Annotated in this window: 16 protein-coding genes; 9 read left to right on the top strand and 7 right to left on the bottom strand. The window is 61.1% G+C overall.

Features of this window, described 5'->3' with window-relative positions; genetic code table 11:
• Window positions 1–105: 105 nt before the first annotated feature.
• Both cobF and JV551A3_RS12900 read right to left on the bottom strand, forming a co-directional pair.
• Window positions 106–855 carry a precorrin-6A synthase (deacetylating) gene (cobF, locus tag JV551A3_RS12905; RefSeq protein WP_133971702.1) on the bottom strand — a complete coding sequence of 250 codons (750 nt, stop codon included), beginning with the start codon at window positions 853–855 and terminating at the stop codon, window positions 106–108.
• 67 nt (window positions 856–922) lie between these two features.
• Window positions 923–2,212: an OprD family porin gene (locus JV551A3_RS12900; protein WP_133971700.1), complete on the bottom strand. Its 1,290-nt coding sequence runs from the start codon at window positions 2,210–2,212 to the stop codon at window positions 923–925.
• Window positions 2,213–2,571: 359 nt separating this feature from the next.
• Here JV551A3_RS12900 and JV551A3_RS12895 point away from each other — a divergent pair, with 359 nt between their 5' ends.
• The 3 genes from JV551A3_RS12895 to JV551A3_RS12885 all read left to right on the top strand — a co-directional run bounded on the left by JV551A3_RS12895 (window position 2,572) and on the right by JV551A3_RS12885 (window position 4,023).
• A complete protein-coding gene (locus JV551A3_RS12895) occupies window positions 2,572–2,931 on the top strand; it encodes a histone-like nucleoid-structuring protein, MvaT/MvaU family (protein ID WP_015270810.1) in 360 nt (119 codons plus the stop codon).
• Window positions 2,932–3,156: 225 nt separating this feature from the next.
• The gene (gloA, locus tag JV551A3_RS12890) at window positions 3,157–3,684 is read left to right on the top strand and encodes a lactoylglutathione lyase (RefSeq protein WP_133971698.1); all 528 of its coding nucleotides are present in this window, start codon (window positions 3,157–3,159) and stop codon (window positions 3,682–3,684) included.
• Window positions 3,685–3,780: 96 nt separating this feature from the next.
• Window positions 3,781–4,023 carry a hypothetical protein gene (locus JV551A3_RS12885; protein ID WP_023660829.1) on the top strand — a complete coding sequence of 81 codons (243 nt, stop codon included), beginning with the start codon at window positions 3,781–3,783 and terminating at the stop codon, window positions 4,021–4,023.
• A gap of 126 nt (window positions 4,024–4,149) precedes the next feature.
• On the opposite strand, the gene JV551A3_RS12880 is transcribed toward JV551A3_RS12885, so the two are convergent.
• Window positions 4,150–4,971, bottom strand: a complete 822-nt coding sequence (locus tag JV551A3_RS12880) for a shikimate 5-dehydrogenase (RefSeq protein WP_133978742.1) — start codon at window positions 4,969–4,971, stop codon at window positions 4,150–4,152.
• 231 nt (window positions 4,972–5,202) lie between these two features.
• Between JV551A3_RS12880 and JV551A3_RS12875 the strand changes: the two genes are divergently transcribed.
• Entirely contained in the window at window positions 5,203–5,385 is a 183-nt protein-coding gene (locus tag JV551A3_RS12875; protein WP_016711139.1) for a hypothetical protein, read from the top strand.
• A gap of 72 nt (window positions 5,386–5,457) precedes the next feature.
• On the opposite strand, the gene JV551A3_RS12870 is transcribed toward JV551A3_RS12875, so the two are convergent.
• Window positions 5,458–5,943, bottom strand: a complete 486-nt coding sequence (locus JV551A3_RS12870) for a glycoside hydrolase family 24 protein (protein WP_133971693.1) — start codon at window positions 5,941–5,943, stop codon at window positions 5,458–5,460.
• Between the two features lie 62 nt (window positions 5,944–6,005).
• The gene (locus tag JV551A3_RS12865; RefSeq protein ID WP_133971691.1) at window positions 6,006–6,371 is read right to left on the bottom strand and encodes a chemotaxis protein; all 366 of its coding nucleotides are present in this window, start codon (window positions 6,369–6,371) and stop codon (window positions 6,006–6,008) included.
• Window positions 6,372–6,535: 164 nt separating this feature from the next.
• Here JV551A3_RS12865 and JV551A3_RS12860 point away from each other — a divergent pair, with 164 nt between their 5' ends.
• Window positions 6,536–7,360: a S24 family peptidase gene (locus tag JV551A3_RS12860; protein WP_133971689.1), complete on the top strand. Its 825-nt coding sequence runs from the start codon at window positions 6,536–6,538 to the stop codon at window positions 7,358–7,360.
• A 151-nt stretch (window positions 7,361–7,511) separates the two neighbouring features.
• Here JV551A3_RS12860 and JV551A3_RS12855 read toward each other — a convergent pair whose 3' ends face one another.
• Entirely contained in the window at window positions 7,512–7,832 is a 321-nt protein-coding gene (locus JV551A3_RS12855; protein ID WP_133973564.1) for a DUF1654 domain-containing protein, read from the bottom strand.
• Window positions 7,833–8,068: 236 nt separating this feature from the next.
• Here JV551A3_RS12855 and JV551A3_RS12850 point away from each other — a divergent pair, with 236 nt between their 5' ends.
• The 3 genes from JV551A3_RS12850 (at window position 8,069) to pbpG (ending at window position 11,158) form a co-directional block, all read left to right on the top strand.
• Window positions 8,069–8,743: a polysaccharide lyase family 7 protein gene (locus JV551A3_RS12850; RefSeq protein WP_133973566.1), complete on the top strand. Its 675-nt coding sequence runs from the start codon at window positions 8,069–8,071 to the stop codon at window positions 8,741–8,743.
• A 201-nt stretch (window positions 8,744–8,944) separates the two neighbouring features.
• Window positions 8,945–10,075: a sensor histidine kinase gene (locus JV551A3_RS12845; protein ID WP_133973568.1), complete on the top strand. Its 1,131-nt coding sequence runs from the start codon at window positions 8,945–8,947 to the stop codon at window positions 10,073–10,075.
• A 156-nt stretch (window positions 10,076–10,231) separates the two neighbouring features.
• Entirely contained in the window at window positions 10,232–11,158 is a 927-nt protein-coding gene (gene pbpG, locus JV551A3_RS12840) for a D-alanyl-D-alanine endopeptidase (RefSeq protein WP_133973570.1), read from the top strand.
• 157 nt (window positions 11,159–11,315) lie between these two features.
• Here pbpG and JV551A3_RS12835 read toward each other — a convergent pair whose 3' ends face one another.
• The gene (locus JV551A3_RS12835; protein ID WP_133973572.1) at window positions 11,316–11,750 is read right to left on the bottom strand and encodes a kinetochore Spc7 family protein; all 435 of its coding nucleotides are present in this window, start codon (window positions 11,748–11,750) and stop codon (window positions 11,316–11,318) included.
• A gap of 202 nt (window positions 11,751–11,952) precedes the next feature.
• Between JV551A3_RS12835 and JV551A3_RS12830 the strand changes: the two genes are divergently transcribed.
• A complete protein-coding gene (locus JV551A3_RS12830; RefSeq protein ID WP_133973574.1) occupies window positions 11,953–13,287 on the top strand; it encodes a lysine N(6)-hydroxylase/L-ornithine N(5)-oxygenase family protein in 1,335 nt (444 codons plus the stop codon).
• Window positions 13,288–13,454: the final 167 nt, after the last annotated feature.

The following is a 13,454-nucleotide window of genomic DNA, read 5'->3' as shown; positions in this document are numbered from 1 at the left end:
CGCGGGCTTGCCCGCTCTCATGGAACAAATCGTAACTCTTTGATTCGACACAGTCTGTGTGGGAGCGGGTTTACCCGCGAAGAGGCAGGCACAGGCTGCAGCTGACTACAGCTCCCTGCGCAACAGGTAGCTATCCATGATCCACCCCTTGCGCGCCCGCTCCCGCTCACGCACTTCAAGTATCTGCGCCTTTACCGCCTGCAACGGCCCGGCAATCAGCACCTCATCCGCGGTGCCCAGGTAAGCGCCCCAATAGATCATCAGCCCCGGATCACCAAGCCGCGCAAACGCGCACTGCCCGTCGAGCATCACCAGCACATTGTCGATCTGCCCCTGCCCGGCCAGGCGCCGCCCTGGCAATACGGTCAACGGCTCACCGACACGATTGAGCGGTACCTGATGCCGCGCCGCCAGCGCCTGTACGCTGCTGATGCCCGGAATTACCTGCAGGCGCAGCGCCACACCACGCTCACGGACCAGGCCAAGGACGCGTAGGGTGCTGTCGTACAGCGTCGGCTCGCCCCACAGCAGAAAGGCGCCGGTTTCACCGTCGCCGACCTCCTGCTCGATCAGTTGGGCATACAGCGCAGCACGCTGCCGGTGCCAGTCCTGCACCGCGCCCAGGTAGTCCTCCGCCCGGCCATCGCGAGCAGGGTCGGCCACCTGCACCAGGCGGTAGCCGCCCTCGGGCCGGTAGCGCTGCAGAATGGCCTTGCGCAGGTGCACCAGTTCGTCCTTGTCGCCGCTTTTGTCGAGCACGAAGAACACGCTGGCCTGGCGCAGCGCATCGACCGCCTCGTAGGTGACCTGGCGCGGGTCACCCGGGCCGATGCCGATCAACAACAGGTCTTTCATTGCCCTGCCCTGTAGGGGAACCGGCAGCCATTGTCAGGTGGCTGCCGATATTTGGCAAAGCAACCCGTCAGAAGATGGAGAAGTTGTAGCTGACAATGACCCGCGTCTCGTCCATGTCACGCGCCCACTTTTCATAGTTGCTGCGGTAAGTGGAATTACGCAGGCGCACGCTGACGTCCTTGAACGTGCCACTTTGCACCTGGTACTTGAACTCGGTGTCGCGCTCCCACTCCTTACCTTCGGCCGCGCTGCCCGGCACCTTGATATTGTCACCGTTGATGTATCGGGTGAAGAAGGTCAGGCCGGGCACGCCCAGGGCCTTGAAGTCGTAGTCATAACGCACCTGCCAGGAGCGCTCCTGGGCGGCAGCAAAGTCGTTGACCTGGGCATAGTTGACCAGGTACGGGTTGGTGCCATCCAGGTACGGCATGGCACTGTCGCCATACATGCGCTGCCAGCCGGCACTGAGCTTGTGGCCACCCAGGCTGTAGCCGAGCATGCCGCTGAACGCGCGATGGTCGATTTCGCCAGCTCGGGCATTGCCGATGTCGTCACTCTTGATCAAGCGCAGGTCTGCCGACAGGCTGCCCACCGCCAATGGCTGGCTGGCCACCAGGCCGAGGAAGTGCTGGCGGTAGATGTTCTCCAGCTTGGCTACCTGGTACTGGGCGCTGAAGCGCTCGTTGAAACGGTAATCGACACCGGCCAGGTCAAAGTGGTCAGCCTCGATATCGCAGGCATAGCGCTTGTTCTTGCAATGCACGCGAATGTCCTGGCGGTCGGTGGAATCCCGTGCGGTGTACTTGTCCAGGCGGGCCAGGGTGAACTTCAGGTCGCGCACTTCTTCGGAGGTGAGCATGGCACCATGGAACATGGTCGGCAGCAGGCGGCCATCGTTGTACTTGAGCAACGGCACATCCGGCATCATCGAACCGTACTTGAGCACGGTATTGGAAACCTTGACCTTGGCCGCCAGGCCCATCTTCGCGTACTGGTCCGCCGAGTGGCGCGGGTCGTGGCCGGAAGACGGCAACAGGCCGCTGTTACTGTCCGCCGGGCTGGAGTCAAGTTTGAAACCGAACATGCCCAGCGCATCCACGCCAAAACCTACCGGTCCCTGGGTGTAACCCGACTGCACATTGAGGATGAAACCTTGTGCCCATTCTTCGCGTTTGGACGCACCCTGGCTGGAACTGCTGTGGCCGTCACGGAAATCCCGGTTGAAATAGACATTGCGTGCTTCGACCTTTGCACTGCTGTCTTCAAGAAAACCGGCGGCCTGGGCATTGACGCCGGCACACAACAGGAACAGGCCGGCAACACGACGCCCGGGGGCGAGGGGGAAAGGGGCAAACATGGGAGAAAACATCCAGAATAAGGCGAGTAAACAACCTGTGGCACGCGCTGGCCACGGTACTGCGAGGGGGCCGAACAATAGCCGGCCATCATCTGAAATTATCGCGCGAAGGCTCTGGCACGGGCCATTGGACCATGGTCTAAGCGCGCTGCAAGGCAACCTCGGGAAAACCGGACAATACCGCGCGCAAAACTAGGAAAGTTCCCGGCTTACTTACAAAAAGTTTGCAGTTTACCCAATACCCACGAATGACTACACTCGATATCAGCGAACAGCGGAACCCACCCGCGTGGCCGGCGTTTTATTCTTCTTCAATGTTCGTCACGCCCTGCCACGACCGACGTACAGGAGTGATTACAGTGTCCAGACTTGCAGAGTTTCGTGCTGCCGAAAAAGCGCTCCAGGAACAGATGGCGCAACTGGAAGCGTTGAAAAAGGATGCCGGCCTCAAACGCGAAATCGAATTCGAGCAGAAACTAGTCGGCCTGATGAAAAGCTATGACAAGAGCCTGCGCGATATCATCGCCATCCTCGACCCGAAGGCCGTGGCCCGAGTTTCCAGCGCAGCACCCAAGCAACAGCGCCGCGCGCGCGTGGTGAAGGTTTACACCAACCCGCATACCGGCGAACGGATCGAGACCAAAGGCGGTAACCACCGCGGGCTCAAGGCCTGGAAAGAACAATACGGAGCCGCCACGGTAGAAAGCTGGGTACGCTGATGAAACGTCCACACGCACTTCACACTTTTTTCACAAGGGCTGGCTCAGTATCGAGACAGCTAAAGGACTAGCGACCCCATCACGCGCCCGCACATGCGGGCCTCTAATTCCAGCGCCCTGCCTTGTGCAGGGCGCTTTCATTTGCGCAATCGGCACACTGCCGTATCATGGCCAGCCTGTCTGTTTTGCCGGTGCCCTGCGCCCGGCCCCGTCTCAGGAGTTCCCATGAGCCTGCACGATCTGCAAACCTTGCCTGGCGTCACCGCCCAACCGGACACCGCCACCGCCCAGTTCGTCTTCAACCACACCATGCTGCGTGTCAAGGACATCGAAAAGTCCCTGGACTTCTACACCCGCGTGCTGGGCTTCCGCCTGGTGGACAAGCGCGACTTCCCCGAAGCTGCCTTCAGCCTGTACTTCCTGGCCCTGGTCGACCCGGCGCAGATCCCTGCCGATGACAGCGAACGCCACCAGTGGATGAAGTCGATCCCCGGTGTGCTGGAGCTGACCCACAACCACGGCACCGAGAACGATGCCGACTTCGCCTACCACAACGGCAACACCGACCCGCGCGGCTTTGGCCACATCTGCATCTCGGTACCGGATGTACGCGCCGCCTGCGCGCGCTTCGAGGCCCTGGACGTGCCGTTCCAGAAGCGCCTGCAGGACGGGCGCATGAACCACCTGGCCTTCGTCAAGGACCCGGACGGCTACTGGGTCGAAGTCATCCAGCCGACCGAACTCAAAGGCTGAGCGTCATCGCGGCGCGCTCGTCGGGCCGGGAACTCCCGGCCCCTTGCTGTGGTATATGAAGGTAACTGCTTCACATGCCACAGCGAGGTAAGGACGATGCAATCTCTTCACTGTGAATATCGCAAGCACACCATCACCGCCAGCGTGATGCCCCACCCCGATTCCCCCCTCCCCTATGCCGCCGGATGCCTGATCACCGACCCCGAGGGGCACACCAGCAGGCGCATGTCGATGCCGATGAAGTTCTTCTCCGACCTGGAGAACGCACAGCATGTGTCTCTGGCCCATGGCCGGGCGCTGGTGGATCAGCAGTTGGATGAAGGGCACAAGGTGTTCTGACCTTGTTAATGCCTGTGCCGGCCTCTTCGCGGGCTTGCCCGCTCCCACAGGGATAGCGCTGCTGCTACATGCGGCGCTACCCCTGTGGGAGCGGGTTTACCCGCGAAAGGGCCGGCACAGGAATAATCAGATATCCCGGGCGTACGCCACCGCCGCCTCCACCTGCGCCCGAGTCGGTCGCACCCCGGTGTACAGCACGAACTGCTCCAGCGCCTGCAGCGCAATCACCTCCAGCCCGGTGATCACCGGTTTGCCCAACTCCCGCGCCCGCCTGATCAACGGTGTGCTCTCGGGCATCGCGACCACATCGAACACCCGCGCCGCCGCGGCGATGGCGTTCTCGGAAAACGCCAGCTCCTCGGCCTCGGGGCCACCCGCCATGCCAATCGGCGTCACGTTCACCAGCATGGGTGGGCACAGGTCGCCCAGCTCCCGCACCCAGCGATAACCACACACATCCGCCAGCTGCCGCCCGGCCTGCTCGTTGCGCGCAACGATGATGCCTTCGGCGAACCCGGCATCGCGCAAGGCGCTGGCCACGGCCTTGGCCATGCCGCCACTGCCGCGCAAGGCAAAAGCAGTGCTCGGGTCTACCTGGTGCTGCGCCAGCAACTGGCGCACGGCCAGGTAATCGGTGTTGTAGGCCTTGAGGTGGCCATCGGTATTGACCAGGGTATTGACCGACTCGATGGCCGCCGCCGACGGATCGATCTCGTCGACCAGGGCCATGCAGGCCTCCTTGTACGGCATCGATACCCCGCAACCGCGGATACCCAGAGCGCGGATGCCCGCGACCGCCGCCGGCAGGTCATCGGTGCGCATGGCCTTGTAGTAGAAATCCAGGCCCAGCTGCTGGTACAGGTGGTTGTGAAACCGTACACCGAAGGTGCCAGGGCGACCGGCCAGGGAGATGCACAGTACGGTGTCTCTGCTCGGAGTTGCCGACATAACCTGCTCCTTTGTCATAACTGAAACGTTTTTTCAGCGTAACAGAGGTAACCGCTGGTCGTCGCTTGCACAACCTTTACCGTTCCCCGTGCTCAGCTGACGAAGAGTGGAGGTATTACGGCCCGCCGCGCTAGTAAATGTTGATAACACCAATGACCACTATTGAGGAAGTTGATTTCAAACCGCCCAGCCAGCTGCGTAAGGTAGGGCCATGTTTTACAGGAGGTCCCCATGGCCACTATCCACATCATGTCCGTCGTCGGCAGTGCCGTCCCCGCTTCGCTGCGTGAGCAGGGCCTGCTGGCATGCTGGTACCTGGTGCGCAACGGCGAAGCCGTAAGCGGCCCGATGCCGACCCTCGCCTCGGCCCAGGCCCTGGTCGAACAGTTGCAACCAGGCACCTTGGTCGCCTGACCCGTATTTGTTGTGCGTTGCTCCCTACGCCCTTCTGGCCCGCTACCTGGCGGGTCTTTTTTTGCCTGGGCGTTATGCCTGCACCTCCCCGCCGCAGGTAATGAACAGTGCCAACAACGCGGCCAACTCGTGTTCGCGCTGGCCATAGCCTGCGCCAGGCAGGCTGGCCCAGATCGGCGCGGCCTTGGCGATCGCCTGGGCAATGCGGCCGGCCTTTATCAGTGCCAGCGCGCCGCATTCGCTCAGCAACTTGATTGCCGCCAGGTCCTGGGCCTCAGGGGTAAACCGGCCATTGAAGCCATAAGCGCTGACGATGGCCTCCCAGGTTCCGGCCAGAATCTGGTACCGCCCCGCCGCAGAGCTGTGAATGCCGTACCTGGGCAACCACACCTTCTGCTTCGGGTGCCTGCTGTAGTCATTGAACAGTTGGCCGCCGACCATGACGTTGTAACCATCGTCACTGGCAGCGATGGTCGAGGTACCTTCGGACCAGGCCAGCGTGTCCAGGAATGCGAGCACGTTCGCGCCGCCGGCAGCGGCAGAATCCAATCGAGCCATGTTGTCTCCATAGAGAAAAGCCCATACGCATGGGCGTGAACAGAATTGTCTTGCGGGACGCCTCACTCACCCTGCTTCCCGCGCAGGCGGGCTACCCCCTCGCCCTGGACGATGACCTGCCGGGGGGGATGGCCGCCGCGACTGGTCAGCGCTTCGATCTTGCCTTCCAGGCGCCCTACGGTTACCACCAGTTCATTGCGCTCCTTGGCAAACTGATCGGCCCTGGCCTGCGCTTCTCTTCGGGCGTCACGCTCGATATCGAGCAGCTCGTTCAGGCGCCGGACCACGCCAATGTCAGCGCTATCCATGGCACGGTCAGCCGCATCCCTGGACAGCCACTTGCGCAGCCAGAGGAAGGCGCCCAGCAACACGGTGCCTGTTCCGCCCAGCCAGGTGATGGTGCCTGGGCCGAGGTCAGTCGGGTCCATGAAAACCTCATTTCGAATGGTGATGTCGTAAGCCGGGAGAACGGTTTTCTCGGTGGCTTTCCTTGCTTGCACACTTAATTTAGCCTACAGCTAATATCATGACAAGGTAAAATTTAGCTTTGAGCATATTTAGCAGCAAGCTAAACACTGGCATGCTTCGCCCCATGGACATCTACGAAATTCGCAAGCACAACCTGGTCAAGCTGATCGGCAACCAGAGAAAGGGATCCTGCGCAGAGCGCTGGGGGATGGCACCTGCGCACCTGAGCCAGATCCTTTCGGACAAGACAGCGAAGAACCTGGGCGATGATGTGGCGCGCAGAATCGAAGGTATCGAGGGCCTGCCGCGGGGGTGGTTCGACGCAATGGCAGCGGGCGACCAGGCGCTGTCGCCAGCCGAGGCCGGCGACAGCAAGCTGTCCGCGGCGGACCTGGTCAAGCAGATGCTTGCCAGAAGCGGCAGAGGCATCCCTGAAGAAACCCGGCAAAGGCTACTGGCCGCTGCCGAGGAGCCGGCAGACTCGACGCTGGTGGCTTCTGAGCTTGTTCGGCCAGGCCTGGTGGGTGACGAAGTGTGGATTGCCCACTACGACGTCCGCGCGGCCATGGGCGGCGGGCAGATCCCCCACGACTACCCCGAGATGTTCAAGGATGTTCGCGTCAGCCCAAGCCACCTGCGCGAGCTGGGCGTGGAGTTCAGCGAGCACCACCACCTGAAGATGGTGACCGGTTGGGGCCAGTCGATGGAACCGACCATCAAGCACCGCGACCCGCTGATCGTGGACGTCAGCATCCGCGAGTTCGTCGGCGATGGAATCTACTTCTTCTCCTGGGGTGACCACATCTACATCAAGCGCCTGCAGATTGCCGACGAAGACCATTTCGAGATGATTTCCGACAACTCGCGGCACAAGGACCGCATGATTCGTCGGGACGAGACCTACATCCAGGCCAGGGTGCTGCTGGTGTGGAATGCGCACCTTGTGTAGAGCGAAGCCCGCTCTCACTCATTGACCAGCAGGGCACTGTAGGAGCAGCCTTGTGCTGCGAAGGGGCCGGTACTGTCAATGCCTGTCTGTTGCCTGTCCCCGCCTCTTCGCAGCACAAGGCTGCTCCTACAAAGTGGGCGTTTTACGATGTTCAGAAAGGTGCCGCCTCCTCCTGCTGCTCGTTGTCCCGCTCGACGACAAAGTCGTCACGCTCCTCCACGCTGCCACGCTCCCAGCGCACCGTCACGCTCTCGTCGTCGTTGAAGGTCAGTTCCAACTCGGGCGTCTCGGCCAGCACGCCCATCACCTCCTCCCACTCGGCATCGCCGTCGGTATCCAGGCGGTGCACCGTCACCCACCGCTGCGTCTGCGCCAGCGGGTGGTTGATCATCGCGGAAACGCGCAAGCTCAGGCGCTCTATTCCAGTCATTTCCTGGCGCTGATTGGGCGGGGATTTCATGTGATCAGACATATTCTTATCCTTGAAGCTGTATATTCGTACAGTGTTCGTGGAAAGCTTATCTCACTGCCAAATCAAGCGTAAAGCCCACCTGAGGAAAATTTTCGCCGACAGGTAATTTGTCGCCCGGCGAAATATTTTTAGCTTCGAGCTATTGACTAGTATTTAGCCTGTCGCTAAATTTCAATCCAGCAGCCGCCACCATGCTGCTGCGGTACCAACCACTATTTCCATTCAGGAGTTGTCCCATGAGCGTAGATATTCGCAACCTAACCATCGCCGTTCCGGTGGCCGAATCGTCGATCACCACCGTAGCGAGCGAACTCACCGGCAGCGAAGCGATTGCCCAATACCCGGACTACGTGACAGTGCTCAGCGACGGTTCGGTCCAGTTGTTCGCCCCCACCAAAGGCGCTTCGAGCAAAAGCACCCGCAGGACCCGCTGCGAGTGGTCGGAGCCGAAATACTGGACCTTGGGCGGCGCGCCGGATCACTGGAATCGCCAGGAAATGACGTTGACCAAGGTCAACTGGGCGCAGAAGGTGGTCATCGCGCAGATGCACGTTTACGCTGACGACAGCCCGCCCGTGAAGGTGTTCTGGAAAAAAGGCGACATCACCCTGGGGTTTCGGCAGACCTACAACCAGGCCGATCCTGTGAATTCGACGGTGCTCAAGGGGGTACCGCTGGGGGCGAAGTTCCAGGTGAGCATCCACGCCACCTCGGCAGGCGTTATCAACGTTACGGCCACGTGCAATGGAGTGACCGGTTCGTCCGGCGACCTGCAGTTCGACAGCACTTGGACTGCGCGGCTATTCGAGTTCCACGGCGGGGTCTACAACCAGGTGGACTACACCGATACAACGCCCGCCGATGACGGCTCGATCTGCATCATCAGCGACCTCGCGCTGATTCATGCCTGAGCCCAGGCACCCGGCGTGCATCCCGATGCAACCCAGCACAGGTTGCATCGGGATCGCCCGGAATCGACCGTTCAGCTCGAATGACCGCTTTCCCCTTGAATGAAGTCCAGGTGGGCCACTCGAGGCTGCCGCTTAAACTTCCGGTTTCCCCGATGAACTAAGCTATTCGGATGTCTTTTTTCAGAGCAGGGTCAGGCCCCCATGAGACTGTTCGATTTTATTGAAAACGGTATGGAAGCGATTCTTCAGGCTTGGGAAAACTACGCCCGCTCGGTTGAAACAGAGCTGCCGAAGCAGGACTCGGTCGGCTTGCGCAATCATGCCGAGAAGATGCTGCGCACCGTGGCCGCAGACATGAGACTGCCCCAGAGCAGGCAACAACAGGCCGAGAAGGCACAAGGGAAAGGCCCCAGGAGTTCCAGCGAAACCGCAGCGCAGACCCACGCGGTCGCTCGATTGATAGCCGGGTTCTCGATGGACCAGATGGTGTCCGAATACCGGGCATTGCGCGCAAGTGTTCTGTCACTATGGCTTACCCAGGAGTCGTTCGCAGAGGCGCATCATGTCCAGGACATGATCCGGTTCAATGAAGCGATTGACCAGGCGCTCGTAGAGTCGATCGCTGCGTACGGAACAGCAGTCGAGGCGACCCGGAAAATGGTGCTCGCCGTGCTCGGTCATGATTTGCGTTCACCTTTGGGCGCGATACTCATGGCTGGCGGGCTGATCCAGCGGCAGGCGGGGCTGGATGAAAACGGAAAGCGACTGGCTACCCAAGTTTGTACCAGTGCACATCGGGCAAATGCCATGATCAACGATCTGCTGGACCTGGCACGCTGCAATCTGGGGGCTGGCATTCCGGTGGATTTGCGGAAAATGGATTTGAATGCAATCTGCCAGGCTGTCATCGACGAGCTGCGCACGGCGTTCCCGCACGCGCGGATCATCCTGGATGAGCAGGCGCACATCACGGGTCAATTCGACCCTGACCGCATTTCTCAGGTTTTCTCCAACCTGATAGGCAATGCCCTGCGCCATGGCGATGCAACGGCCCCGATCAAGGTGACGGTGGCCAGGGTTGAGGGTGTTCCACGGGTCAGCGTCCAGAATTCCGGAGCACCTATCCCACCCGAGGTGATGCCCTACATCTTCAAGCCGGAAGGGAGATACTCGAGTTATTCATCCGGAGAGCGGGGCTCTGCAGCGGGGCTCGGTCTAGGCCTGTTCATTGCATCGGAGATCGTTGCGAACCACGGTGGCAGAATTGAGGTGGAATCGACCGAAGAGCAAGGTACGACCTTCGAGGTGGTTCTGCTGTCTTCGGCAGAGTGACGATTGGTACAGAATTGGAGGATTAAATTTCGTTCACGTTGCGCCCTTTAGTCATAAGGCATTCGACAGCAATTCAGCCATACTCCAGAATGCAGCGGTTTTTGGGGGAAAACCCTTGCACAGCCAACGACATACCAACTTTTAGTGAGCCTCCACGTGAAAACATCCCTGTCCATCCTCAGCCTGCTGCTGTTGCTCACAGGTACTGCGACCCTCCCGTCGACCGCTGCTGCACAACCCCCGTCCCAGGTTCAACGTGACCCGTCCAAGCTGCATCTTGCCTCGGGAAGCGCCCTGCTGATCGACCTGAACACCAACCAGGAGCTGTATTCGAGCCACGCTGACCGCGTGGTACCGATTGCTTCGGTAACCAAACTGATGACGGCGATGGTAGTGCTGGATGCCAGGCAGCCCATGGATGAGATGCTCACCATGACCATTGCCAACAACCCGGAAATGAAAGGCGTGTATTCGCGTGTGCGGCTGGGCAGCCAGCTCGACCGCCGCGAAACGTTGCTGATTACCCTGATGTCATCGGAAAACCGTGCGGCCAACACCCTGGCCAACCATTACCCCGGCGGCTACCCGGCGTTCATCAAGGCGATGAACGCCAAGGCCCGCAGCCTGGGCATGGCGCACACTCGCTACGTCGAGCCGACCGGCCTGTCGACGCAGAACGTGTCCACGGCTCGTGACCTGGCCAAACTGCTGATGGCGTCGCGCAAGTACCCGATGCTGAGCGAGCTTTCGACCACCCGCGAAAAGACCGTGGCCTTCCGCAAGCCCAACTACACCCTGGGCTTTCGCAACACCGACCACCTGGTGAACAAGAGCAACTGGGACATCAAGCTGACCAAGACCGGCTTCACCAATGAAGCCGGGCACTGCCTGGTGCTGCTGACCCGCATGGACAACCGCCCGGTGGCCATGGTGATCCTCGATGCCTTTGGCAAGTACACCCACTTCGCCGATGCCAGCCGCATGCGTCAGTGGCTGGAAACCGGTGCCGCCAAGCCGGCACCGGCGGTGGCCATGCAGTACAAGGCGGAGCGGCAGAACAAGGGGCGCCTGGCGGCCGAATGACCACAGCCTGATGCTACCAGGCCCCTGTAGGAGCGGCCTTGTGTCGCGATGGGCTGCAACGCAGCCCTGACGATTTCTGCATTTATGCCAACATCCCGGGGCCGCTTCGCGGCCCATCGCGACACAAGGCCGCTCCTACAGGGGACCGTGTCAGCTGTCAGGCCGTGGTACTGACCATCCCGCCCGCGCTGCTGCCACCCGTTTTCTGTAGCGCTTCGAGCAGTTGCGCGGTGGCCTGCATGATTTCACCATTGATGGTCGCGATGCTCGCCTGCTTGCCGGTCACGGCTGCCAGCTTGGTCGTTTCGTCCATCTTCTGTGCCATCAACTGGGCCAGTTGCTTCTGTTCCTCGGCCAATTGCTTCTGCAGCTTCTTGATCATCTCGCGCAATTGCCTGATGTGCGCAGGCTCCGAACTCTCACCGCTGCCCTGGGCACCTTGCGCCTGGCCACCACCGGTCACTTTCGACGTGTCGGCCTGAGCGCCGGCCGCACTCTCTTCGGTCTTTTGCGCATCCTGGCTGTCGGTGGCCTGGATTGTGCTCGCCGCCTGGGTCGTGGTGCGGATGCTGACTGCTGCAATACCTGTCATGTCTTTCTCCCTGCGTTGCAAATAGGTCCTTGGGTTGTTCTGCCTATCGGCAGACAGGCGCAAGCCTTTAGCCCCCTGTTGCAATTGCCCGGTTACCCGCCAGTAAATTCCCCACCGTTTGGCTCGTTCCACCCAATGTACAAGCGCAGGCGCCGGCCTCTCCCGGCGAGCGTCAACATTCGACCATTATGGAACCGCAGCCATGAGCCAGTCTGCAAACCCGGAAACCATCAAGGACCTGATCGGCGTGGGCTTCGGCCCTTCCAACCTGGCCCTGGCCATCGCCCTGGAAGAACTCGCCGAGTCCCAGGGACATGCCCTCGATGCGCTGTTCATCGACAAACAGCAGGACTATCGCTGGCACGGCGAAACCCTGGCCACCCAGAGCGAGTTGCAGATCTCGTTTCTAAAGGACCTGGTGTCGCTGCGCAACCCCACCAGCCCCTACAGCTTCGTCAACTACCTGCACCAGAAGCAGCGCCTGGCCGACTTCATCAACCTCGGCACCTTCTACCCCTGCCGCCTCGAGTACAACGACTACCTGCGCTGGGCCGCCGAACACTTCGCCACCCAGGCGGTATATGGCGAGGAAGTGCTGCGCATCGAGCCGGACGTGCAGGCAGGCCGGGTCGAGCACCTGCGCCTGGTATCGCGTGACGGCCAAGGCCGCGAATACAGCCGCCGAACCCGTTCGGTGGTGGTCGGTAGCGGCGGTACGCCAAAAATTCCGGAAAAGTTCGGCGCCTTCAAGGACGACCCGCGGGTATTCCATCACTCTCAGTACCTGAGCAGCCTGAACAAGCTGCCGTGCACCGCCGGCAAGCCGATGCGCATTGCCGTAATCGGTTCGGGCCAGAGCGCCGCCGAGGCGTTCATCGACCTCAATGACAGCTACCCGTCGGTCAAGGTCGACATGATCCTGCGCGGTTCGGCCCTCAAGCCTGCCGATGACAGCCCGTTCGTCAACGAGATCTTCTCGCCGGACTACACCGACCTGGTCTATAACGAACCGGCCGACCAGCGCAGCAAGCTGCTCGGCGAATACCACAACACCAACTATTCGGTGGTGGACCTCAACCTGATCGAACGCATCTACGGCATCCTCTACCGGCAAAAAGTCGCCCACCAGTACCGCCACAACGTGCTGTGCCGGCGCCAGGTCGAAGCCGTGGTGGCCACCCGCGAAGGCCTGGAGCTGACCCTGCGCGACCTCGCCACCGGCCAGCAGCAGACCCACCGCTACGACGCGGTGATACTCGCCACTGGCTACGAGCGCCGCTCGCACCGTGACCTGCTGGCGCCCCTGGCCGGATATCTGGAGGACTTCAGCGTCGACCGCAACTACCGCGTGCTGGCCAGCCCCGACCTGCAGGCCTCGGTGTACCTGCAGGGCTTCTGCGAAAACAGCCACGGCCTGAGTGACACCCTGCTCTCGGTGCTGCCGGCGCGCGCTGCTGAAATTGGCCGCGCGCTGTACCAGGACTTGGCGCAGCTGCACGGCAAACCGCAACCGGCAGTGGCCCTGACCCGCGCCTGATCCCTCCTGCTTCATTGGGCTGCCACGCAGCCCATCGCCGGCAAGACCAGCACTGCCCCCAGGGCATGTACAGGACCTGTAGGAGCGGCCTTGTGTCGCGAAAGGGCTGCGAAGCAGCCCCGGCAATTTGTGCACCTGCGCTGAAACCCTGGGGCTGCTGCGCAGCC

It is taken from the genome of Pseudomonas inefficax, from assembly GCF_900277125.1.
GTDB classification, from domain to species: Bacteria; Pseudomonadota; Gammaproteobacteria; order Pseudomonadales; family Pseudomonadaceae; genus Aquipseudomonas; species Aquipseudomonas inefficax.
The sequence above is the reverse complement of the archived record's forward strand: the minus strand, read 5'-3'. Positions and strand labels throughout refer to the sequence as shown.

Excerpts from the sequence above, each read along its gene's own strand:
- cobF (WP_133971702.1), bottom strand. The coding sequence starts at position 855 with ATGAAAGACCTGTTGTTGATCGGCATCGGCCCGGGTGACCCGCGCCAG.
- JV551A3_RS12900 (WP_133971700.1), bottom strand. The coding sequence starts at position 2,212 with ATGTTTGCCCCTTTCCCCCTCGCCCCCGGGCGTCGTGTTGCCGGCCTG.
- gloA (WP_133971698.1), top strand. The coding sequence starts at position 3,157 with ATGAGCCTGCACGATCTGCAAACCTTGCCTGGCGTCACCGCCCAACCG.
- JV551A3_RS12885 (WP_023660829.1), top strand. The coding sequence starts at position 3,781 with ATGCAATCTCTTCACTGTGAATATCGCAAGCACACCATCACCGCCAGC.
- JV551A3_RS12880 (WP_133978742.1), bottom strand. The coding sequence starts at position 4,971 with ATGTCGGCAACTCCGAGCAGAGACACCGTACTGTGCATCTCCCTGGCC.
- JV551A3_RS12875 (WP_016711139.1), top strand. The coding sequence starts at position 5,203 with ATGGCCACTATCCACATCATGTCCGTCGTCGGCAGTGCCGTCCCCGCT.
- JV551A3_RS12870 (WP_133971693.1), bottom strand. The coding sequence starts at position 5,943 with ATGGCTCGATTGGATTCTGCCGCTGCCGGCGGCGCGAACGTGCTCGCA.
- JV551A3_RS12865 (WP_133971691.1), bottom strand. The coding sequence starts at position 6,371 with ATGGACCCGACTGACCTCGGCCCAGGCACCATCACCTGGCTGGGCGGA.
- JV551A3_RS12860 (WP_133971689.1), top strand. The coding sequence starts at position 6,536 with ATGGACATCTACGAAATTCGCAAGCACAACCTGGTCAAGCTGATCGGC.
- JV551A3_RS12855 (WP_133973564.1), bottom strand. The coding sequence starts at position 7,832 with ATGTCTGATCACATGAAATCCCCGCCCAATCAGCGCCAGGAAATGACT.
- JV551A3_RS12850 (WP_133973566.1), top strand. The coding sequence starts at position 8,069 with ATGAGCGTAGATATTCGCAACCTAACCATCGCCGTTCCGGTGGCCGAA.
- JV551A3_RS12845 (WP_133973568.1), top strand. The coding sequence starts at position 8,945 with ATGAGACTGTTCGATTTTATTGAAAACGGTATGGAAGCGATTCTTCAG.
- JV551A3_RS12835 (WP_133973572.1), bottom strand. The coding sequence starts at position 11,750 with ATGACAGGTATTGCAGCAGTCAGCATCCGCACCACGACCCAGGCGGCG.
- JV551A3_RS12830 (WP_133973574.1), top strand. The coding sequence starts at position 11,953 with ATGAGCCAGTCTGCAAACCCGGAAACCATCAAGGACCTGATCGGCGTG.